Here is a 19,673-nt window from a genome sequence, read left to right on the forward strand (position 1 = left end):
GGGCCCGGCTCAGCGGGCACCGTCGAGTTCAGCCGGGATCTCTCCCCGGACGACCAGGCGGGCCAGCTCGGTGAGTTTCTGCTGACGCGAGCGCGCGTGTGCGCGCAGGCGGAGGAAGGCGTCCTGCACGTCGGTGCCGAGCCGTGAGGCCAGGATGCCCTTGGCCTGCTCGATGACGATGCGGGAGTCGAGGGCGGTCTCCAGTTGGGCGATGACGTCGCCGCGGGCGATCTCGGTCTGGCGCTGGTGCAGCCGGGCCCCCGCCGTGTCCGCGAGGATCTGCACCAGTTGCAGGTCCACGCCGCTCACCCGGCGGGGCCCCGCGTGCAGCAGGTTCACGGCGCCCACGGTGGCACCGGAGACGCGCAGCGGCACCGAGGCGACGCTGGTGTACCCGGCGGCCCGGGCGCGCGGCATGAAGCGGGGCCAGCGCTCGCCACCGGGGCCCTCGGTGCGCAGGTTGACCGGGTCGAGGACGCGGCCGCTGCGCACGCTGTCCAGGCAGGGCCCCTCGCCGAGTTCGACCTGGGCCTCCTCCAGGCGCCTGCACACCTCGTCGGAGGCGGTGAGGTAGTCGACCCGGCCGTGGCCGTCGAGGACGGTCACCCCGACCGAGCGCACCCCGACCAGGTACACCGTCTGCGTCGTCAGATCATCCATGAGTTCCAGCACGTCGAAGCCGTCCGGACGTGCGGCCAGGTCGAACACGGCCTGGGCGACCAGGACATCCCGCGGCACCGCAGACATCACTCAAGTCCGTTCCGTCACCCCCCGGTCCAGGCAGCGGGCAGGGACAAGGCGCACGCACGGACACATCCGAGAAGGTCACCGTTCGATGGTCGGCTGGCACACAGCCGTGTCGCGTCCGCTGACGGAATCGGCCGCCCTCGATCCTCGTAGACCGTCCGAGCCGCCCGCCCGCCGCCGGTCCCACCCGGCCTGAGCGGCTCACGGTACGCATTCCAGCGTAGTACGCGCCCGCGTGACGGGAACCCCTGCCGACCGCCGTTGTCCGTGGCCGCTCACGCCCGAGGACGCCTGGCGCGGGCGGCCGTCAGCATGCGCTGGTTGGAGATCCGCATGGTCCGGGCGGCCAGGTACGCGGTCTCGGCCCGGGCGTGCATCAGCACGGAGCGCACGGCGGCGGCGCGCGCGTACTGGCGCATGCGCTCCGCCCGTTGCCGCATGGCGCCCATTCCCGCCGCTCCGTCCGTCCCCATCACGTCACCGGTTTCGCTCGGGCAGCCGGAACTGCGGGTCGGGCGCGGTCCCCACCAGACTCCTCCCTCGGCGGGGCAAATGCCACAGGGCGGTGCCCGGATCACGCCATGAGGTGATCGGCCACGTGGGGCAGCCAGTCGGAGCGGGCGTTGCCGAGCAGATGGTCACCGTGGGGCACGGAGAGGTAGGTGCCGTGCGGCGCCAGGGCGGCCAGCTGTTCGCCGTTCGTCACGCCGGGGATGGTGTCCCGGCCGCCGTCGACGACCAGCAAGGGGGCCGTGATGCGGGGTGCCAGGGCGGAGAGGTCCACGTGCCGGGCGAAGGCGCGGGCGGCCTCCATGCCGCCGCCCGTGCGGGCCGCCATGATGTCCCGTACGGGGCCGGGCAGTTGTCCCCAGTCGAGGCGGAAGGGCCCGCTGACGGTGGCGACCGAGGTCACGCGCGGCTCCAGTGCGGCGGCGCGGGCGGCGAAGTAGCCGCCGAGGCTCAGGCCGACGACGGCGACGTGTGCGACACCGAGGGCGTCGACGACCCGGCGCACGATCTGTTCGTAGTCCGGCCGCAGCGTCGTGGTGGCGGCGAGCGAGCCCTGCCCGGGGCCGTCCATCGCGAACACCGCGAGCCCCCTGGCCAGCAGCGCCGACGCCAGATCGAGGAACTCCTCCTTGGCGGAGTCCAGGCCGGGGACGACGATCACGGTTCTGGGTGCGTCGCGGGGGCCGCGCAGCCAGCCCGTGAAGCCGTCGCCGCTGACGCGCCGCGCGTCGGGTTCCAGGGCGGTCAGGGCGCGGCCCAGGGCCTCGTCCGCCCCGGCCGCGGCGCGCGCCGGTTCCGGGTTCGGTCCGAGCGTGGCGAGGTGGAACCAGCGGGCCGCCATCAGCAGATGGCCGCCCCGGGAGATGTTCGAGCGGGCCGCGTCCGCGCGGGCGAGGTGGGCGTGTGCGGTGCGGACGAGGGACGGGCCCCAGTCGTCGACGGACGTAAGGGCGTCGGTGACGCGCCGGTACTCGTGCGGGTCGACGCCCGCGCCGGTGGCGCGCGTCCACTGGGCGGCGGCGAACTCGTGGGCGTTCATCGTGCGGTTCCTCCGGTCAGCAGGACGGCTTTGCCGCGCACGCGGCGCTCCCGCAGGTCGATCAGGGTGCGGGCGGCCTCCGTCCAGCCGGCGACACGGCCGATCTCCGGGTGCAGTCGGCCCTGTTGGACCAGGCGCACCAGGGTCGCGAGGTCGGGGCCGTAGGGGGCGCCCGCGTAGTGGAAGTGCTGGATCGTGACGCGCTCGGGCCCGTTCAGCAGGTCGAAGAAGTCGAGGGTGGCCGGGGCGCGGCTCGCCTGGCCGAACCAGACCAGGGTGCCGCCGGGGCGCGTCCTGGCCAGCGCGGCCGGCAGTACGGTGCCGCCGACGGATTCCAGGACGACGTCGAAGGGCCCTTCCGCGTCCGTGACGTCGTGCACCACCCGCGCGCCGAGTTCCTCAAGCCGCCTGCCGCGTGCGGGCGTGGCCGTCACCGCGGTCAGTTCGGCGCCGGCCGCGACGGCCAGTTCGGTGACGTAGTGGCCGACGCCGCCCGAGGCCCCCGTCAGCAGCACCCGACGGCCCGCGAGGCAGGGGACGGTGCGCAGCAGGCGCAGGGCGGTGATCCCGGCCAGCGGCAGCGCCGCGGCGTGTGCGCTGCCGACGCCGTCCGGGAGCGGTGCGAGGGAGTGCGTGGGCACGGCCGCGTACTCGGCCCAGCCGCTGTGCGCCGGGTGCCCGACCACGCGGGTGCCGGTGCCCGGGCCCGATCCGTCCGCCGCGGCCTGCACGACGAGGCCCGCGACGTCCTTGCCGGGCAGCCACCCCGGCGCGGGGCGTTCGATCAGGAACGTCTCACCGCGGTTCGGCGCGAACGCCTCGACCTTGATCAGTGCCTCGTCCGGTGCCGGGACGGGCTGGGCGACGTCGGTGAAGGCGACCGGGCGCGTCGCGTCCCCCGTGGCAATCAGTCTTCGCATACCGAGGATGCAACCCCCGGGGCCGTCCCTGGCTCCAACAACCGACGCCGGTCGCCGACATCTGTCGGTTGTCGCCTAAGGTGAGCGCCGTGGATCTCGACGTGGCCCAGGTACGCGCGTTCGTCCGCACCGCCGAGGAACTGCACTTCGGGCGGGCCGCGAGCACACTCGGCATCTCCCAGCAGGCCCTGTCGAAACGGATCGCGCGCCTGGAGTCCGGGCTCGGCGCCCGGCTCTTCGAGCGCGGTGGCACCGGGGTCCGGCTCACCGAGGCCGGGCAGCGCTTCCTGCTACCGGCCCGCCGCACCGTGACGGCGGCGGACGCCGCGGTCGCGGCGGTCACCGGGGACGACCGTCCGCTGCGCGTGGACGTCTGGGGGCATCTGTACGCGCCGATGCGCACCTTGACGCAAGTGGCGGCGCACGCCGGGGAGTTGATCACCGGCCACGGCCGCGATCTGCCCTCGGTGACGACGGCTCTGCTCCACGGTGACATCGACGCCGCGTTCGGCCGGGTCCATCCCCCGCTGCGCTCCGGCCTCGCGCACCGGCTGATCCGCCTCGAACCCGTCGACGCCGTCCTGAGCGCCGCCCATCCGCTCGCCTCCGCACACGAGCTGCGCCCCGACCGGCTGCGCGGCAGCGTCCTGTGGGCGCCCGGCCCCCTGGACCGGCTCGACTTCCTCCACCAGTTCGCCGAACGCTTCGACGTGCGCGACAGGGGTACGGGCGTCAACCTCGGGCTCCCCCACTTCCTGGCGGAGATCGCCGGGTCCCCGGACCGCTTCTCGCTCCTGCCCGCCGACGTCCCCCTGCCCGACGTCCCCGGAATCCGCACCGTCCCCCTCGTCGACCCCACGCCCCTTTACGCCTGGTCCCTGCTCTGGCGCGCCGACGACACCCATCCGGGCCTGGACCGCCTGATGACCGCCTGCGCGACCCAGGCGGCCCAGAGCCGCTGGCTGGAGTACGACCCGGCCCACGACTGGCTGCCGGAGCCGCCTACGCCCCGCCCCGGGGACGGGAACGGGTGGCGGCCGTTCGCGGTTTGAGGTGGTGGGAGAGGGGCGGCTGGGGGGGCCATCACCGCGCCCCCGGCGTGCCAACCTCCGACGGCGGCAACGGCTGACGCCGGCGTGCCCGTCCGCGTACGGCGGCAAGGGAGACGAGCAGCGCGATGGCGAGCAGGGCGCCGCTCGTCCACAGCGGTCCGAGCTTTCCCGCCCCGGTCGTGAGGGTGGCTGCCGCGAGGAGCGGGCCGGTGGCGGCGCCGGTGTTGAGCGCCGCCGTCGCGTAGGAGCCGGCCATGACGGGGGCCGCCGACGCCTCGTAGAGCACCCGTGTGATCAGGGTGCCGCCCAGCGCGAACGACAGCGCCCCCTGGACGCACACGAGGGTGAGCAGTGCGACCGGCTCGTGCGCGAGCGCCGCCAGGGCGCACCAGCCGACGAGCGCCGCCGGTCCGCCGACCGCGAGGACGCGGCCCGGGTGCCGGTCGGCCAGGCGGCCCGCGACGGTGACGCCCGCGAAGGCGCCCGCGCCGAAGAGCACGAGGCAGACGGGGATCCAGGTGTCGCTCAGGCCGGCGACATCCGTCACGACAGGGGCCAGGAAGGTGAAGCCGGCGAAGGTCGCGGCGTTCACCAGTGTGCCGAGCAGCATCACGTGCAGCAGCCCGGGCCTTGCCAGTTGCGCGAGTTCCGTCCGCAGGGCCGGTCCGCCCGCCGCCTGTTCCTCCGTACGTCCGGACGGGATGCCCCGCAGGATGCCGAGGGCGGCGGGCAGGCACAGCGCGGCGACGGCCCAGAAGGTGGCCCGCCAGGAGAGCAGTGTGCCGAGGAGCGAGCCGCCGGGGACCCCGGCGACGGTCGCCAGCGTGGTGCCCGCGAGGAGCACGGCCAGCGCGCGCCCCTTCTTGTCGGGCGCGACCAGCGTGGCGGCCACGGTGAGCGCGACGGCGAGGAACCCCGCGTTGGCGAGCGCCGCGACGACGCGGGCGGCGAACAGCACCGGGAAGCTGGTGGTGCAGGCGCCGACCACGTGGGCCGCCGCGAACGTGACGACGCACCCGAAGAGGCTGGAGCGCCGGGGCCAGTGGCGGGAGAGCGCGGCCGCGAGGGGCGCGCCGACGATCATGCCGATCGCGAAGGCGGAGGTGAGGCTGGACGCGGTTCCGACCGTGACGCCGAGGTCGGAGGCGATGTCGGGCAGCAGACCGGCGAGCATGAACTCGGAGGTGCCCATGGCGAAGACCGCCACGGCGAGCAGATGGAGAGGGAGGGGCATCGAATCGCTCCGGGGTGAGGAGAAGCACGAGAGGTCATCTCGTCACCGCGGCCAACCCCGGCCGCATACACGCGCACACGTGCGCACACCTGTCACCTGTGGCGCCGCGCGACGCGGCGCGGAGCGACGACAGGGTACGGAGCTACGGGTTCAGTGGCGCAGGGGGCTGACGGCGTGACCGAAAGCCCCCACCTCGTCCGACTCAGGACTCGACATGCCCCGCACGCTACCCGACGGGTACCGGTCGGGGCACCCCGGTTTCGTCCCGGGCCGTCGACGTCACGCGACGGCGCAGGCCGTTCCGTTCAGACTGAACGATCCCGGCGCGGCGAACGAGCCGCTGTAGGTGCCCTGGAAGCCGAAGGTCTGGCTGGCGCCCGCGCCGAGGCGTGCGTTGTGCGCCAGGCCGCTCGCGGTGACGGCGCCCGACTGCGGGGAGACGGAGGCGTTCCAGGCGCTGGTGATGCGCTGTCCCGAGGGCAGGGTGAAGGCGAGCCGCCATGCGTCGACGGGCGTCGTCCCGGTGTTGGTGACGGTGACGTCGGCCGTGAAGCCGCCCTGCCACACGTTGGTCCCGTAGCTGACCTTGCACGCGGTGGAGCCGCTCGGGTCGCTGCCGCCGCCGGTGTTGACGGTGGAGGAGAAGGAGGTGACGGCGAGCCCGGCGCCGTTCTGCCAGGGTTCGAACCCGGCCTGGATGCTCGTCAGGTACCAGTTGTTCTGGGCGAGTCCGCGCGAGACGGCCTGCCGTAGGAAGTCCATGACGTCGAAGTTCCAGGCGGTGATGGCCGAGGGGGCGACGAAGGAGAGGACGTCGTTGCCGCCGTTGTTGCCCGACCAGACCTGCCAGGTGCGCCCGGCGACGGTCGCGGTGCCGACCTGCGACCCGACGGGCTGGACCGGCCCGACCTTGTGGAACCACACCATGATCTCGGTCCGGTTGACCCCGTCCTTCCTGGGGGTGGGGTCGAGCCAGATGTCGTAGGCGGCGTCGTACACCGCGTTGTCGACGTAGCTGTAGGAGATGCTGGTGGGCGCGGAGGAGATGGTGCTGAGCTGCGCGGGGAGCCTGGTCCCTGGCGAGCAGTTGGTGTAGTGGCAGCCGTTGAAGATCGACGGGTACGACTTCGGGGCGCCGTTGGTGGGTACGGAGCCGTCGGCCTGGTCGATCCGGAAGCCCGTGTCGGTGGCGGTGATGCACTGGGTCGCGCTGGTGCCCCAGCGGTTGTTCTGGACCACGTAGCGCCCTTGGATCGTGGTCGAGCCGAACTCCTCGCACACGCGGGTGTCGGCGTGCGCCGGTGACGTGGTGGCGAGGAGCGCCGCCAGGAGGGCGACGACGGTGAGCAGGGCGCCGAGGACGCCGCGTGCGGCGCGGCGGAGGTGCGGTAACGGTCGCATGTGGGGGGCCTCTCTGCACAGGAGGGACAGCCGTGGGTGTCGGGCACGCTCCACCCGGGACAGTTGGGAGCGCTCCCAATTGCGGTGCGGAAGGGACTGTAGAAGTCACGCATGTCCCTGACAAGAGGCTGGGCGAAGGTGGCTGGGAGCGCTCCCGGGAGGCGTGCGCGGATCAGGCCGAGTCGCGCAGGACCAGCTCCGTACGAAGGATGACGTGGCGCCAGGCCGTCGCGGGCTCCCGCATCTCCTCCTCCAGGAGCCGCACCATGGTCCGGCCGATCTCGTCCACGGGCTGGCGGACGGTGGTCAGCTTCGGGTCCGTCCGCTCGGCGAGCGGGAAGTCGTCGAAGCCGATGACCTTGACGTCGTCCGGCACCCTGCGGCCCGCCGCGCGCAGGGCGGTGAGCGCCCCGGCCGCCGTGGTGTCCGACGCGGCGAACACCCCGTCGATCCCCGGGTGCCGCTCGATGAGTTCGGCCATGGCCAGGCGCCCGCTCTCCTCGGTGAAGTCGCTCTCCGCGACGAGGGACGGCACGTCCTCGACCCCCGCCTGCGCCAGGGCCTCGCGGTAGCCGCGCAACCGGCATTGGGCGACATACATGTCGAGCGGTCCCGTGATGGCGGCGAGGGTGCGCCGCCCGCTGTCCAGCAGATGGGAGACGGCCGCGCGGGCGCCGCCCACGTTGTCCGCGTCGACGTAGGTCACACATTCCTCGCCGGTGCGGCGGCCGAGGAGCACGGTGGGCAGCCCCGCGTCGGCGAGCATGTCGGGCAGCGGGTCCTGGGCGCGGACCGACATCAGCAGAACGCCGTCCACCCGGCCGCCCCGCGCGTACTCCACGAAGCGCTGCCGCTCGGTCTCGGAGCGGATCAGGGTGAGCAGCAACTGCATCCCGCTGTCGGTCAGGGCGTTGCCGACGGCGCGGACGATCTCGCTGAAGAAGGGTTCGCCGAACAGCCGCCAGTCCGACTCCATCATCACGAGCGCCACCGCGTCGGCGCGCCGCCCGGCCAGGGAGCGGGCCGCGAGGTTCGGCACATAGCCCAGCTCGGCGATGGCGCGGCGCACCGCTTCCCGGGTCGAACTCCGCACGCCCGGCGCGTTGTTGATGACGCGCGACACGGTGCCGCGCCCCACACCCGCGCGGGCGGCCACCTCCTCCAGCGTCGGCACGTCAGGACGCTGCCGGCCCATGCCCCACCCCCGTCTGCCCGCCTGAGATCACCCGATACTACGACCCGTCCGGTGCCGGGGGTGGTGCTGGCACCACCCCCGGATGCGGGGCCTGGGCCGACTGTGCCGACGGGCGCCGGGGAGGAGGGTGGTCCGTGGTGGAAGCGCCACCCACGACGGAACGGGGAGACATGATGGCCGGTCGCACACGGCGCGATGTGTTGAAAGGTGTCGCGGTCACCGCGGCGGGGAGTGTCGTGGGGGGCGGCGCCCTGCCCGGCGCCCTCGCGTCGTCGGCGCGGGCGAGCGGCCGGGGCGTACGGAAGGGCGGAATTCCGTTTCTGGAAGGGGCGTTCGCGCCCGCTACCGAGGAGCTGACCGCCTTCGATCTCAAGGTGACCGGCCGCGTCCCGCGCGACCTGGACGGCCGCTATCTGCGCAACGGCCCGAACGCGCTGGGCCTGGAGGACGTCCGTGCCCACCACTGGATGCTCGGCGACGGCATGGTGCACGGGGTCCGGCTGCGCGGCGGGCGCGCGGAGTGGTACCGCAACCGCTGGGTGCGCTCCTCACAGGTGTCACGGAAGCTGGGCGAGACATATCCGGGCCAGGTGCCGCCGGACGACTTCGCGTGCAACACCCATGTCATCCCCTACAAGGGCCGCATCCTGGCGTTGCAGGAGAGCGGGCCGCTCCCGTACGAGCTGGACGGCGAGCTGGCCACCGTACGCCCGTACGACTTCCGCTCGACGCTCTCGGGAGCGTTCACCGCGCACACCAAGTACGACGCCGAGGCCGACGAGCTGCACGCCGTCGCCTACTACCCGACCTGGGACCACGTACGCCACATCATGATCGACCGGACCGGGCGGGTGGCCCGGACGACGCGGGTCCCGGTGGCGGACGCGCCGATGATGCACGACTTCGCGCTCACCGGGAAGTACGTGGTGATCGTGGACGTGCCGATCACCTTCGACGCCGCCGCTGCGGAGGCGGGCGCGAGCGTGCCGTACGTGTGGAACGAGCGACACCCCATGCGGCTCGGCCTGTTGCCGCGCGCCGGCGGGACCACCAGGTGGTTCGAGATCCCTCCCGTGTACTACTCGCACACCCTCAACGCCTACGACGAGGGCGACACCGTGGTCATGGAGTACATCGGGTTCCCCGCGCCGTTCTACGTCGCGGGGCGCGGCTCGGGCGGCCCGTCCGCGACCGGCTCGCCGACCCTCGACCGCTGGACCGTCGATCTCCGCTCGGGCCGGGTGCGCGGCACGCGCCTGGACGACCTCCCGCAGGAGTTCCCCCGCGTCAACGAGGCCCTGGTCGCGCACCGGCACCGCTACGCCTACACCGCGAGCACGGCCGAGATGTGGCGGGCGTACGAGGCCGTCGACGGGGTGCCGCCGGACGAGAAGTTCGCCAACTACCTCGTCAAGCACGACATGCTCCGGGGCAGCCGCCAGGTGCACCGCTGCCCGAGGGGCGCGGCCGTCAGCGAGCCGGTGTTCGTCCCCCGGCGCGGTGCTCGCGACGAGGACGACGGTTACGTCCTGTCGTACGTGAACGATCCCGATCGCGGCGCCACCGACCTGCTGATCCTGTCGGCCCAGGACTTCGGCGGCCGTCCGCTCGCCCGGATCCATCTGCCCGGCCGGGTGCCGCTCGGGTTCCACGGGAGCTGGGTCCCCGACGCGTAGGGCGTGCGGTCCGCAGCTCTAGACGTCGCCCGAGGGTCCGCGCAGGTGCGGGCCCCGGGCCACGTACGCCGTGGCTCCGGCGGCGGCGAGCACCGCCGCGACCAGAGCCGCGGGCACGCTGTCGGGGGCCTGCATCTGCCAGGTCAGCGCCTCGCCCGCGCTGCCCGTGGCCGGGGACACCGCCGCGCCGAGCGTCCAGCCCAGGGACGGGAACCAGGACCGGGCGGCGCCGAGCCACACCGCCGCGAGGGCGGTCAGGCCGAGCAGTCCGGCGGTGTCGCGGACGACACACGCGAAGGGGCCGAAACGTGTGCCGGTGAGCGACGTGGCGGCCAACAACACCAGCACACATGTCAGGAGCGCCGCGAGGTGTGCCAGGCGCAGCCGCGCCCACGGCCTCGCCGCCGTACGGTCCAGGGCGTCGTCCGGGCCGCCGAGCGTGGTGGTGAGGACGGCCACGAGGAGCAGCACCGTCAGCGCCAGCACCGTACCGGTCACCTCGCCGCGCACACCCTGCACCGCCGCCAGGAGCCACGCGGCGGCCGTGCCCGCGAGCGCCGCGCCGAGCACCGCGGGCCCCCGGCGCGAGCGCACGTAGAGGGTCAGGCCCGTCATCGCGGGCTCCGGGTCAGCAGGTCGGAGGTGTCCTGGCAGCGCTGGGCCGCCTGCCGCACGGCGCTGACCCGGGCCTGGGCCTCGCCCTTCGGCATCATCTTCAGCCGCTTCCAGAGGGCGACGGGTTCCGGGCCGAGGAGCGGGCTGCCGTCGAGGCCGAGGGTCGGTTCGCGGTCGAGGAGCCAGTAGGCGGCGGCGGTCGCCACGTCGAAGTCGGAGGTGTCCCGGCATGCGGCGGGTCCGGTGAACGCGCCGACGAGCAGGGAGAGTTCGAGCCGGTCGGGGTGTGCGAGGTGACCGTGCCTGTCGACCGCGACGGGCATCAGCGCGATGTCCGGGCGGGGCTTCGGCGCGGTGGGGGGTGTGTAGGTCGTCGTGTCCTCGTGCGCCTCCGCGACCCCGGTGCGCGCCAGCAGCGCCAGGGCGCGCCTGGCCCCCGGGACCACCTCGGGCAGCAGCCCTTCGTGCGCGCGGCTGACGCACACGCGTGGGGTGTCCTCGGTGCACACCGGCCGTTGGGCGGCCGGGTCGACGGTGCCCCGCGCGTAGGCGTCGCCGGTCGGCACGACCAGCGCCGTGGCGGTCGCTCCGGCGACCAGGGGCACCAGCGCGGTGAGGGCGAGCCGACGGTTCCGGACGGCGAGGAGGACGACCGCCGCCGCGGCGATCGCGGCGATCCACAGCGCCTGCGCGAGGCTGACCCGGCCGTCCACCGTGTCGTAGTCGGTGAACATGCTCGTCCCCATCGGCGAGAACGCGGTCGCGATGCCGCCGTCCGGGAGAGTGTGCGGTGCGAAGACCAGCAGGGCGAAACCGGCCACGGCCAGCGCGGGCGCGGTGGCGAGCGCCGGGACGAGGCGTCCGACGGCGAGGCCCAGCCAGACCGAGGCGACCATCGCGACCAGTCCGACGGCGACGACGACGAACGCGGCCGACGGCAGGTAGCGGGCCGTCCCCGCGATCCGGGGCGCCGCCGCGAGGAGCGTGACCAGGTAGGCCAGGAGGACCGCAACGGCGGTCGTGGCCAGGACCGGCACGATGCGCCGCGGTCGTGGGCGGGCGGCGCTCGTGAACAGCTCGGCGACGTTCGCCCGGTGCTCGCGGTAGGACTGCCAGGCACCGGCGGCCATGGCGAGGGGTGACAGCAGCGCGAGGTACTCCCGCTGCGTCGTGGCCAGCGCCATCCACCCGGCGGACCAGCGCCCGGCGGTGGCGTGGAGCAGGATCGTGCCGGCGACGGCGATGAGCGGCGCGGCGCCGAGGGCGGCCGAGCGGCGCAGTTCGATGCCGAGGACGCGCGTCATACGAGGCTCCGGTGCTGTCGCAGGAGTGCGGAGTAGCCGCGCTCCGCCGGGCTGTCGCCCGCGTCGCGGTCGCCGCCGCGGGCGATCAGGTCGTCGGGGGTGCCCTGGAAGACGAGCCGGCCCTCGTTCATGAGAAGGACGTCGGTGCAGGCGGCGACGACGTCCTCGACGAGGTGGGTGGAGACCAGGACGCAACTGTCGCCGCCGAGTTCGCGCAGCAGGTCGCGGAAGTCGAGGCGCTGTTCGGGGTCGAGACCGACGGTCGGTTCGTCGAGGAGCAGCAGTTCGGGGTCGTTGACGACGGCCTGTGCGATCCCGGCCCGGCGCACCATGCCGCCGGACAAGGTCTTCATCTTGGCGTCCGCCTTGTCCGTGAGACCCACCCGGTCGATCACGCGTTGCACGGCATCGGGTGTGGCGGCCCGGGGCATCTCCTTCAGCCAGGCCATGTAGGTGACGAACTCGCGGACGGTGAAGCGCGGGTAGAAGCCGAACTGCTGCGGCAGGTAGCCGAGCCTGCGGCGCACCGGACGCAGGTCGGCGCGTCCGTCCACACGCGCGCCGAGCAGCGTCAACGTGCCGCCGGCCGGTTCGACGACGGTGGCCAGCGCCCGCATGAGCGTGGTCTTGCCCGCCCCGTTCGGGCCGAGCACGCCGTGCACCCCCGGCCGCAGGGTCAGGTCGAGGCCGTCGACGGCGAGGTGGCGGCCGGCCCGGACGCGCAGGCCGTCCGCGTGGACGTGCCAGGGATGCAGGGTCGGGGCCGTCTCGGCGGCACGCACCGTTCGCATGGGTCTCTCCTGGAGGGGTTGGGGGCGGGGGGTGTCAGATGCCGCTGGTCAGGCGGCGGAAGCGCGGCCCGGCGAGCACGGTCAGCGCGGCGAGGGCCACGGTGGCCGCGCCCCAGGCGAGGGCGGTGCCCGGCCGCAGGACCGGCGGCAGGGAGTGCGCGGCCACGCTGGGCAGGAGGACGGCCGCCGCCCAGAGCGCCCCGAGCCCGGTCGCCGCGCGCCGTACACCGACGAAGGCGCCGAGCGCGAGCGCGGCCGCGGTGAACGCCAGGCACGGCAGCAGGGTCAGGGCCAGGGAGGTTCCGGTGCTCACGCCTGCCAACAAGAGGGCGGGGAGGATGACGACGAGCACCGCGAGCGTGCGCCGCAGCACCATCGTCGGACCGGCCGCGCTCGTGGCGGCGATCAGCTCCCCCGCCGGGTCGAAGCGCCGGCTCCAGGCGACCGCGACACCGGGCAGCGGGGCCACCGGGGCCAGGAGCAGCACGAGCGAGGGCAGGCTCGGCGCGACGGAGTCGAGCAGTACGCCGCAGCCGAGGACCGCGACGGTCATGACGAGCCAGGGCAGCAGGGTCCAGACGAACCAGCGCCGGTGCGGGGCGAGGGCGCGTACGGGCTGCCGGGCCGGGAGCAGGCCCGTGCCGATCGCCTGGTCGAGGGAGGCGGCGACACGGTCGAGGAGGTCCCGGGTGTCCGGGGTGGTGTGTGCGGCGAGGTGTGCGCGGCAGGCCGCACAGGTGTCGAGGTGGGCTTCGACGCTCCACAGGGCGGCGTCGTCGAGCCCCTGCCCGCCGTGCGCGTAGCGCGCCAGGACGGAGGTGGGCGGATGCGTCATGACAGCGCCTCCCGCAGTGCGATCCGGGCCCGCCGCGCGCGGGTCTTCACCGTGCCCTCGGCCATGCCGAGCAGGACGGACGTCTGCCGTACGGACAGGCCGTCGAGCACCATGGCCTGCATCACCTGCCGCAGTTCGACCGGCAGCCGCAACAGCGCCTGTTCGAGGTCCTGGTCGACGCGGTGGGCGAGGACCTCGTCCTCGGCGGCGGGCGCGGTCGCCGGAGTCAGGACGACGGCAGGCACCCGCTCGTGCCGGGCGCGCCGCCGCAACGCGTCGACGAGGCGGTTCGCCGCGATGGTCCACAGCCAGCCGACCGCGCTGCCCCCGACCGCGGAGCCCGCGTAGCCGCCGGCTCCTCGCCAGACGGCCAGGTAGGTCTCCTGGAGCACGTCGGCGACGACGTCGTCGTCGGCGCAGCGGCGGCGCAGCCGCACCGCCATCCAGGGCGACGTGCGCCGGTACAACTCGTCGAACGCCGCCCGGTCGCCCCGGGCGACACGACGCACGAGTTCTGCCTCGTCGAGGTCTGCCATGCCTTTCACGACCAGCTAGACGAAGCGAGGGCCGATCCGGGTTCTCACGGTGCGACCGGTGCAGGTGCGACCGGTGCGACAGGCGGGACCGGCGCCAACCGGTAGGCGCCTTCGTGCCGTACCACGCGCCCGGCGGTGGGCGGTGCGAAGTGCGTGCCGAGGACGAGCGTGTCCGTGTCCGCGAGCGTGCCGAGCAGCGCGCGGCGTGACGCCTCGGACCGTACGGGGTCGATGTCGACGCACGCGCCGACGGCGGGGGCGGCGAACTGGACCGGGTGGTGGACGCAGTCCCCGGTGATCACGGCCGTCTCCCCGCGGCTCGTCAGCTCGACGGCGACGTGCCCCGGAGTGTGGCCGGGCGTGGGCAGCAGACGCAGGCCCGGAAGGATCGTCGCGCCGTCGGCGGGGGTGTCGACGAGGTCGAGCAGTCCGGCCTCCTCGACGGGGAGCACGGAGTCGCGGAACATCTGCGCACGCGCCTCGTCCATGGCGTACCCGGCCCAGAACTCGCGCTCGGTGCGCGAGGTGACGTAGCGGGCGCGGGGAAAGGTGGGCACCCAGCGGCCGTTCTCGTGCCGGGTGTTCCAGCCGACGTGGTCGGCGTGGAGGTGGGTGAGGATCACCAGGTCGACGGAGTCCGGGGGGAATCCGGCCGAGGTGAGGCGGCCGAGGTAGTCGGTGTCCAGGTCGTGCCAGGCGGGATTGGCCCGCTCCTTGCCGTTGCCGATGCCCGTGTCCACCACGACGCGCAGGCCGTCGAGGACGAAGGCGAAGCTGTGGCTGTCGAGGCGCAGCACCCCTTGCGCGTCGGCGAAGTGCGGGTGCAGCCAGTCGTGTCCGGTGACGACGTCCGGGGTGGCGGCGGGCAGCAGCCACGCGCCGGTGGCGGGCGGCAGAGGGATCTCGTCGACGCGGTGGACGGTCAGATCGCCGACGGTCCAGGACGGAGAGGTGCTCACGGTCGGTCGTCTCCTTGACATGCGGATCGTACGGACTTACGGAGGAAACCTATAAACGCAATTCGTTTGCTTTAAGTCACCGTAGGCTCTACCGTCACCTAACGCAAACGCTTTGCTTTTACCGGAGAGGGGTCGCCATGTCCTCCGTCGAACTCACCCCGCCGCAGGCCGCCTTGTGGGCCGCCCGCGCCGGGTTCCCGCTGCCCGCCGAGCGCCACGCCGCCGTCGCGGCCGCCGCCCACCACATCCAGCGTGTCGTCGCGGTCCTGCGCGAACTGGACCTCGGCGACACCCCGCCCGCCGCCGCCTACCGCGCCGCCGGAGAGGAGCCCTTCGATGCAGCCGTATGAGCTGACCCTGACCGCCGCCGCCGACGCGATCCGGACCCGCCGCCTGTCACCGGTCGAACTGGTCGACTCCGTCCTGGACCGGGTCGAGGAGGTGGAGCCGCGGCTCCGCGCCTACGTCACCGTCACCGCCGAGCGGGCCCGCCGGGCCGCGCGCGCCGCCGAGCGCGACATCGCGGCGGGGCGCCTTCGCGGCCCGCTGCACGGCATCCCGATGGGGCTGAAGGACCTCATCGACGTGGCGGGCACCGCGACCTCGGCGAGTTCGCGCGTACGGGACGGCCACCGCGCGCGGGCCGACAGCACCGTCGCCGCACGGCTGGCCGCGGCCGGCGCGCTGCTGCTCGGCAAGACGCACACGCACGAGTTCGCCTACGGGCTGACCACCCCGCAGACCAGCAACGCCTGGGACACCGGCCGCGTCGCGGGCGGCTCCAGCGGCGGGTCCGCCGTCGCCGTGGCCGCGGGCGCCGCGACGTTCGCGCTCGGCACCGACACCGGCGGATCGATCCGGGTGCCCGCGGCCCTCAACGGGGTCGTCGGCCTGAAGCCGACGTACGGCCTCGTCCCCCGCCACGGCGTGACTCCCCTGTCCTGGTCCCTGGACCACGTGGGCCCGATCACCCGCACCGTCGAGGACGCGGGCCTCGTCCTCACCGCCCTGACCGGTCACGACCCCCGCGACCCCGCCTCCCTCCCCACTCCGCCGACGGAGTACCGACCCCGCGAGGACACCGATCTGACGGGGATACGTGTGGGCGTCCCGCGCACCTACTACTTCGACCACGTCGACCCGGAGGTGGAGGCCGCCGTCCGGCACGCCGTCGGCCAGCTGCGCGCCCTCGGCGCCCGTCCGGTCGAGGTCGACGTCCCCATGGCCCGCTACATCCAGGCCGTCCACTGGGGCCTGATGGTCCCCGAGGCGACCTCCTACCACGAGAACACCCTGCGCACGGTCCCCGAGCTCTACCAGGACGACGTACGCCTCCTGCTCGAAGCCGGTGCGCTCATGACCGCGGACGACTACCTGCGCGCCCAGCGCGCCCGTACCCGGATGCGGCAGGAGTGGGCCCACCTGTGGAGGGAGGTCGACGTCGTCGCCGCCCCCAGCGTCCCGGCCACCGCCGTCGAGGCCGGACAGGCGACACTCACCTGGGCCGACGGCACCGTCGAAGGTGTCTCCGACACATACGTACGTCTCTCGTCCCCGGCCAACATCACCGGGGCGCCGTCCCTGTCCGTCCCCGTCGGCCACGACGCGGCGGGCCTGCCGATCGGCATGCAGCTCATCGGGCGCCCCCTCGGCGAGACCGTGCTCCTGCGGGTCGGCCATGCCTACGAACAGACGCGGCCCGCCCACCGGCTCGCACATGCGGCGGCATAAAAGGCGGCCCCTGCCATGCCCGGGCCTGACCGGTGGCTAGACGCAACAAATTCGCTTTAGGCTGGACGCCATGAGCAGGCAGATGGTGCGCCCCGGCGGGCGCAGCGCCCGGGTCCAGGCGTCGGTCCACACCGCCGTGCGCGAACTCGCGGCGGAGAAGGGCCGGGACGCGCTGACCGTGCCGCTGATCGCCCAGCGCGCGGGGGTGACACCGTCGACGATCTACCGGCGCTGGGGCGACCTGCAAGCACTCCTGTCGGACGTGGCGGTCGAGCGGCTGCGGCCCGACACCGTGCCCGAGGACCACGGCGACGTGGCCACCAGCCTGACGGCGTGGGCCGAGCAGTTCCTCGACGAGATGGCCTCCCCGGCCGGCCGCGCCTACATCAGGGACGCCCTGCTCGGCGACCCGGACGGCAGCAACGCGGGCCGCTGCTCCGCGTACGCCGCCGACCAGATCCACCTCGTCCTCGCCCGCGCGGCCGGACCCGCCGGGGGCGAGGACGGGCTGCCCGACGTCGAGACCGTCGTCGACCGCGTCGTCGCGCCGATCATGTACCGCATCCTCTTCCGCCCGCAGGGTCTGGACGCGGCCTACGCGCGCCGGCTCGTCGCCGACGTCCTCGCGCGGACCGATCCGTGAGCCGGCCCGGCTCGCGACCGGGCCCGCCCGGGGCTCAGAACGCCGCTTCGAGGGCGCGCCGGAACTCCGGGTTCGTCCGGCAGCCCAGCTCCTCGTAGGTGTTGACCTTGGTCTCCGGGTCGGTGCGCACCAGGTGGTACTTGCAGGCGCCCTTGATGTGCTCGCCCGTGACGCCGCCGGGGAAGTCGATCTCCTTGTTCCACAGGTACGGGGAGTCGTAGCCGTTGCGCCGGGCGGTGGCGTTGACGTCGATGCCGCCCGGCGCCTCGATCGCGTACACCCACCCGGTCTTCGCCGATCCGTAGGTGGCGAACTTCTGCGCCACCCACTTCTCACAGCTCGTGCTGAGGTGTGCGGTGTCCTGCCCGCCACCCTTGACGATGTACTCGGCGAGCGGGGTGAGGTCGTCGCCGCGCGGGGTGAAGCCCTCGTGGAAGAGCTGCTCCACGTTCTCGCGCCGGTCGCCGCGCCAGAGCGTGTTGGTGTCGTGGCGCCACCGCCAGTTCTCCTCGTTCGCGGTGCGCCACACGGCCGGGGCGAGGGAGCGCGAGGCGGTCGTGCGCCACCAGTCCGTCGGGTCGTACGACGTGACCGGCCCGCAGGGTCCGGTGTCCGGGGCCGCGGCGCGCACCGCGGGGGCGCGGTCGGCGTCGGTCGCCCCGGCCGGGGCGGCGACGGTCAGCGAGGCGGTGGCGAGAGCGGAGGCGGCGAGGACGCCCAGAGCGGCCTTGAACATGGCGCATCCCATCAGGAGGTCAGCAGGACGGGCCCTTTCTACCGGCGCCGCGAGCGGAAACCGCCCGGGGCGCACGCCCGGTCACCCCCTTGGGGCCAACAGTCATATCGGGGGCCAGCCCCACCCCGGACCGACCGGCTCACCCGATGGGCCTGGGCCCAGTGCCCCAAATACCGTCTGCGCATGACCACTTACCGCTCCAAGGCGCTCGTTCTGTTCCTCTCCGCCACCACCGTCGCCGCGGCCCTCACCGCGACCGCGACCGCCCCCGCGTCGGCCCGCCCGGACGCCGCACCCGCTCTCGACTGGCAGCCCTGCGCGAGACCCGACCTCGGCGGTCCCGCGCACCAGGAGTGCGCCACCCTCCCCGTCCCGCTCGACTACCGCGACCCCTCGGGGCCCCACCTCTCGCTCGCCGTCTCCCGTGTGCGCAGTGAGCGGCCCGCCGAGCGGCGCGGCGTCCTGATGGTGGTGCCCGGTGGTCCGGGCGGGTCCGGGGTGCAGCGCCTCACGCAGAAGGGCGCGGCCCTCCAGCGGAGTCTGGGCGGCGCCTACGACCTGGTGGCCCTCGATCCGCGCGGGGTCGGCGGCAGCACGCGGGCGTCCTGCGGGCTGCCCGCGGCGGACCGGGAGCTGACCGCGCTGCGGTCCTGGCCCTCCGCGACCGGCGCGATCGACGCCAACGTCGACCGCTCGCGCCGCACCGCCGACCTGTGCGCCCGCAACGGCGGCCCGGTCCTGCGCAGCTTCACCTCCGCCAACCAGGTACGGGACATGGACCTGCTACGCCGCGCGCTCGGCGAGTCGAAGCTGTCGGCGTGGGGCACCTCGTACGGGGCGTACATCGCGGCGACCTACGCCCAGAAGTTCCCGCACCGCACCGACCGCTGGGTCATCGACAGCGTCGCCGACCCGGACCCCGAGCGTCTGGCGCAGGGATGGATGCGCAACTTCAGCCGGGCCGCCGACGACCGCTTCCCCGACTTCGCGGCGTGGGCGTCGGACCCGGCCCGCGAGGTGCGGCTCGGTGAAGACCCGGCGGCGGTGCGGCAGTTGTTCCTCGACGTCGCCGCCCGGCTGGACTCCGTACCCAAGGAGTCCACCACGCCCGGCGTGCCCCTCACCGGCAACCGTCTGCGCCAGGCCCTGCAGAACGCCCTGTACAGCGACGCGAACTTCCCCGCGCTGGCCAGGCTCATCGACGCGGCCCGCAGCACGGACCTGGAGGTCAGGCCCGTACTCCCGCCGGACGTCTCGGGTCCGCTGCCGGACGCGTACGCCGCCGTCACCATCTCCGTGATCTGCAACGACGTGAGCTGGCCGAAGGGGCGGGCCGCGATCGACACGTACCGCCGGGAGGTGGCCGCCGACCGGGCGCGCCACCCGCTCACCGCGGGCTTCCCCGCGAACATCACGCCGTGCTCCTTCTGGAAGTGGGCCCCTGCCGAGAAGCCCACCCGGATCACTTCGCACGGCCCCTCCAACGTCCTGATGGTCCAGAACCGGCGCGATCCGGCGACGCCGTACTTCGGCGCCCTGAAGATGCGCGAGGCGCTGGGTGAGCGGGTGCGGACGGTCAGCGTGGACGGGGGCGGGCACGGCGTCTACCTGGGCACCGGAAACGCGTGCGCGAACCGGACGGTGACGGACTACCTGCTGACGGGTGAGAGGCCGCGCCGCGACACGGATTGCTGAACCGGCCCCTTCTCGTCCTCTTGACGACATGAGTCTCCTTCTTTAGAGTCAACC

General features: G+C 73.8%; 20 protein-coding genes. 6 read left to right on the forward strand and 14 right to left on the reverse strand.

Features of this window, described 5'->3' with window-relative positions:
- Positions 1-9: 9 nt before the first annotated feature.
- The 4 genes from ABZ877_RS10075 to ABZ877_RS10090 all read right to left on the reverse strand — a co-directional run bounded on the left by ABZ877_RS10075 (position 10) and on the right by ABZ877_RS10090 (position 3,216).
- Complete coding sequence (locus ABZ877_RS10075; protein ID WP_361067298.1) at positions 10-747, reverse strand: GAF and ANTAR domain-containing protein; 738 nt, start codon at positions 745-747, stop codon at positions 10-12.
- A 275-nt stretch (positions 748-1,022) separates the two neighbouring features.
- Positions 1,023-1,220, reverse strand: coding sequence for a hypothetical protein (locus tag ABZ877_RS10080; protein WP_361067301.1), 198 nt, complete (start codon positions 1,218-1,220; stop codon positions 1,023-1,025).
- Between the two features lie 101 nt (positions 1,221-1,321).
- The gene (locus ABZ877_RS10085) at positions 1,322-2,296 is read right to left on the reverse strand and encodes an alpha/beta fold hydrolase (protein WP_361067303.1); all 975 of its coding nucleotides are present in this window, start codon (positions 2,294-2,296) and stop codon (positions 1,322-1,324) included.
- A complete protein-coding gene (locus tag ABZ877_RS10090; RefSeq protein WP_361067306.1) occupies positions 2,293-3,216 on the reverse strand; it encodes a zinc-binding dehydrogenase in 924 nt (307 codons plus the stop codon). The genes ABZ877_RS10085 and ABZ877_RS10090 overlap by 4 nt, the downstream gene beginning before the upstream one ends.
- An 89-nt stretch (positions 3,217-3,305) precedes the next feature.
- Here ABZ877_RS10090 and ABZ877_RS10095 point away from each other — a divergent pair, with 89 nt between their 5' ends.
- Positions 3,306-4,268 carry a LysR family transcriptional regulator gene (locus tag ABZ877_RS10095; RefSeq protein ID WP_361067309.1) on the forward strand — a complete coding sequence of 321 codons (963 nt, stop codon included), beginning with the start codon at positions 3,306-3,308 and terminating at the stop codon, positions 4,266-4,268.
- Between the two features lie 31 nt (positions 4,269-4,299).
- Here the strand turns inward: ABZ877_RS10095 and ABZ877_RS10100 are convergent, their stop codons facing one another.
- From ABZ877_RS10100 to ABZ877_RS10110, 3 genes are all read right to left on the reverse strand, one after another.
- Complete coding sequence (locus ABZ877_RS10100; RefSeq protein WP_361067312.1) at positions 4,300-5,502, reverse strand: Cmx/CmrA family chloramphenicol efflux MFS transporter; 1,203 nt, start codon at positions 5,500-5,502, stop codon at positions 4,300-4,302.
- Between the two features lie 279 nt (positions 5,503-5,781).
- A complete protein-coding gene (locus tag ABZ877_RS10105; protein ID WP_361067315.1) occupies positions 5,782-6,903 on the reverse strand; it encodes a cellulose binding domain-containing protein in 1,122 nt (373 codons plus the stop codon).
- A 172-nt stretch (positions 6,904-7,075) separates the two neighbouring features.
- Entirely contained in the window at positions 7,076-8,098 is a 1,023-nt protein-coding gene (locus tag ABZ877_RS10110) for a LacI family DNA-binding transcriptional regulator (RefSeq protein WP_361067317.1), read from the reverse strand.
- Between the two features lie 173 nt (positions 8,099-8,271).
- Between ABZ877_RS10110 and ABZ877_RS10115 the strand changes: the two genes are divergently transcribed.
- On the forward strand, positions 8,272-9,774 hold the full coding sequence (locus tag ABZ877_RS10115; RefSeq protein ID WP_361067617.1) for a carotenoid oxygenase family protein: 1,503 nt from the start codon (positions 8,272-8,274) through the stop codon (positions 9,772-9,774).
- Between the two features lie 18 nt (positions 9,775-9,792).
- Here ABZ877_RS10115 and ABZ877_RS10120 read toward each other — a convergent pair whose 3' ends face one another.
- From ABZ877_RS10120 to ABZ877_RS10145, 6 genes are read right to left on the reverse strand one after another with little or no spacing between them, the layout of a single operon-like run.
- Positions 9,793-10,389, reverse strand: coding sequence for a hypothetical protein (locus ABZ877_RS10120; RefSeq protein WP_361067320.1), 597 nt, complete (start codon positions 10,387-10,389; stop codon positions 9,793-9,795).
- Complete coding sequence (locus ABZ877_RS10125; protein ID WP_361067323.1) at positions 10,386-11,693, reverse strand: hypothetical protein; 1,308 nt, start codon at positions 11,691-11,693, stop codon at positions 10,386-10,388. The genes ABZ877_RS10120 and ABZ877_RS10125 overlap by 4 nt, the downstream gene beginning before the upstream one ends.
- Positions 11,690-12,484 carry an ABC transporter ATP-binding protein gene (locus tag ABZ877_RS10130; RefSeq protein ID WP_361067326.1) on the reverse strand — a complete coding sequence of 265 codons (795 nt, stop codon included), beginning with the start codon at positions 12,482-12,484 and terminating at the stop codon, positions 11,690-11,692. The genes ABZ877_RS10125 and ABZ877_RS10130 overlap by 4 nt, the downstream gene beginning before the upstream one ends.
- Positions 12,485-12,518: 34 nt before the next feature.
- The gene (locus tag ABZ877_RS10135; RefSeq protein ID WP_361067329.1) at positions 12,519-13,319 is read right to left on the reverse strand and encodes a hypothetical protein; all 801 of its coding nucleotides are present in this window, start codon (positions 13,317-13,319) and stop codon (positions 12,519-12,521) included.
- Positions 13,316-13,855 carry an RNA polymerase sigma factor gene (locus ABZ877_RS10140; RefSeq protein ID WP_361067331.1) on the reverse strand — a complete coding sequence of 180 codons (540 nt, stop codon included), beginning with the start codon at positions 13,853-13,855 and terminating at the stop codon, positions 13,316-13,318. Before ABZ877_RS10140 ends, ABZ877_RS10135 begins: the two co-directional genes overlap by 4 nt.
- Positions 13,856-13,899: 44 nt before the next feature.
- Entirely contained in the window at positions 13,900-14,835 is a 936-nt protein-coding gene (locus ABZ877_RS10145) for an MBL fold metallo-hydrolase (protein ID WP_361067334.1), read from the reverse strand.
- Between the two features lie 116 nt (positions 14,836-14,951).
- Here ABZ877_RS10145 and ABZ877_RS10150 point away from each other — a divergent pair, with 116 nt between their 5' ends.
- From ABZ877_RS10150 to ABZ877_RS10160, 3 genes are all read left to right on the forward strand, one after another.
- A complete protein-coding gene (locus ABZ877_RS10150) occupies positions 14,952-15,164 on the forward strand; it encodes a hypothetical protein (RefSeq protein ID WP_361067337.1) in 213 nt (70 codons plus the stop codon).
- Positions 15,151-16,545, forward strand: coding sequence for an amidase (locus tag ABZ877_RS10155; RefSeq protein WP_361067339.1), 1,395 nt, complete (start codon positions 15,151-15,153; stop codon positions 16,543-16,545). Before ABZ877_RS10150 ends, ABZ877_RS10155 begins: the two co-directional genes overlap by 14 nt.
- Positions 16,546-16,615: 70 nt before the next feature.
- Positions 16,616-17,188 (forward strand): TetR/AcrR family transcriptional regulator, encoded by a 573-nt coding sequence (locus ABZ877_RS10160; RefSeq protein WP_361067342.1) that lies wholly within the window; start codon positions 16,616-16,618, stop codon positions 17,186-17,188.
- Between the two features lie 34 nt (positions 17,189-17,222).
- On the opposite strand, the gene ABZ877_RS10165 is transcribed toward ABZ877_RS10160, so the two are convergent.
- Entirely contained in the window at positions 17,223-17,924 is a 702-nt protein-coding gene (locus ABZ877_RS10165) for a hypothetical protein (protein WP_361067344.1), read from the reverse strand.
- A gap of 183 nt (positions 17,925-18,107) precedes the next feature.
- On the opposite strand from ABZ877_RS10165, the gene ABZ877_RS10170 reads away from it, so the two are divergent.
- Positions 18,108-19,619, forward strand: coding sequence for an alpha/beta hydrolase (locus ABZ877_RS10170; RefSeq protein ID WP_361067347.1), 1,512 nt, complete (start codon positions 18,108-18,110; stop codon positions 19,617-19,619).
- Positions 19,620-19,673: the final 54 nt, after the last annotated feature.

Source organism: Streptomyces sp. NPDC046939 (assembly GCF_040644575.1).
In the GTDB taxonomy this organism is placed as follows: Bacteria; Actinomycetota; Actinomycetes; order Streptomycetales; family Streptomycetaceae; genus Streptomyces.

Excerpts from the sequence above, each read along its gene's own strand:
- ABZ877_RS10155 (WP_361067339.1), top strand. The coding sequence starts at position 15,151 with ATGCAGCCGTATGAGCTGACCCTGACCGCCGCCGCCGACGCGATCCGG.
- ABZ877_RS10135 (WP_361067329.1), bottom strand. The coding sequence starts at position 13,319 with ATGACGCATCCGCCCACCTCCGTCCTGGCGCGCTACGCGCACGGCGGG.
- ABZ877_RS10165 (WP_361067344.1), bottom strand. The coding sequence starts at position 17,924 with ATGTTCAAGGCCGCTCTGGGCGTCCTCGCCGCCTCCGCTCTCGCCACC.
- ABZ877_RS10115 (WP_361067617.1), top strand. The coding sequence starts at position 8,272 with ATGGCCGGTCGCACACGGCGCGATGTGTTGAAAGGTGTCGCGGTCACC.
- ABZ877_RS10160 (WP_361067342.1), top strand. The coding sequence starts at position 16,616 with ATGAGCAGGCAGATGGTGCGCCCCGGCGGGCGCAGCGCCCGGGTCCAG.
- ABZ877_RS10170 (WP_361067347.1), top strand. The coding sequence starts at position 18,108 with ATGACCACTTACCGCTCCAAGGCGCTCGTTCTGTTCCTCTCCGCCACC.
- ABZ877_RS10080 (WP_361067301.1), bottom strand. The coding sequence starts at position 1,220 with ATGGGGACGGACGGAGCGGCGGGAATGGGCGCCATGCGGCAACGGGCG.
- ABZ877_RS10120 (WP_361067320.1), bottom strand. The coding sequence starts at position 10,389 with ATGACGGGCCTGACCCTCTACGTGCGCTCGCGCCGGGGGCCCGCGGTG.
- ABZ877_RS10090 (WP_361067306.1), bottom strand. The coding sequence starts at position 3,216 with ATGCGAAGACTGATTGCCACGGGGGACGCGACGCGCCCGGTCGCCTTC.
- ABZ877_RS10130 (WP_361067326.1), bottom strand. The coding sequence starts at position 12,484 with ATGCGAACGGTGCGTGCCGCCGAGACGGCCCCGACCCTGCATCCCTGG.
- ABZ877_RS10145 (WP_361067334.1), bottom strand. The coding sequence starts at position 14,835 with ATGTCAAGGAGACGACCGACCGTGAGCACCTCTCCGTCCTGGACCGTC.
- ABZ877_RS10140 (WP_361067331.1), bottom strand. The coding sequence starts at position 13,855 with ATGGCAGACCTCGACGAGGCAGAACTCGTGCGTCGTGTCGCCCGGGGC.
- ABZ877_RS10100 (WP_361067312.1), bottom strand. The coding sequence starts at position 5,502 with ATGCCCCTCCCTCTCCATCTGCTCGCCGTGGCGGTCTTCGCCATGGGC.
- ABZ877_RS10150 (WP_361067337.1), top strand. The coding sequence starts at position 14,952 with ATGTCCTCCGTCGAACTCACCCCGCCGCAGGCCGCCTTGTGGGCCGCC.
- ABZ877_RS10110 (WP_361067317.1), bottom strand. The coding sequence starts at position 8,098 with ATGGGCCGGCAGCGTCCTGACGTGCCGACGCTGGAGGAGGTGGCCGCC.
- ABZ877_RS10085 (WP_361067303.1), bottom strand. The coding sequence starts at position 2,296 with ATGAACGCCCACGAGTTCGCCGCCGCCCAGTGGACGCGCGCCACCGGC.
- ABZ877_RS10105 (WP_361067315.1), bottom strand. The coding sequence starts at position 6,903 with ATGCGACCGTTACCGCACCTCCGCCGCGCCGCACGCGGCGTCCTCGGC.
- ABZ877_RS10125 (WP_361067323.1), bottom strand. The coding sequence starts at position 11,693 with ATGACGCGCGTCCTCGGCATCGAACTGCGCCGCTCGGCCGCCCTCGGC.
- ABZ877_RS10075 (WP_361067298.1), bottom strand. The coding sequence starts at position 747 with ATGTCTGCGGTGCCGCGGGATGTCCTGGTCGCCCAGGCCGTGTTCGAC.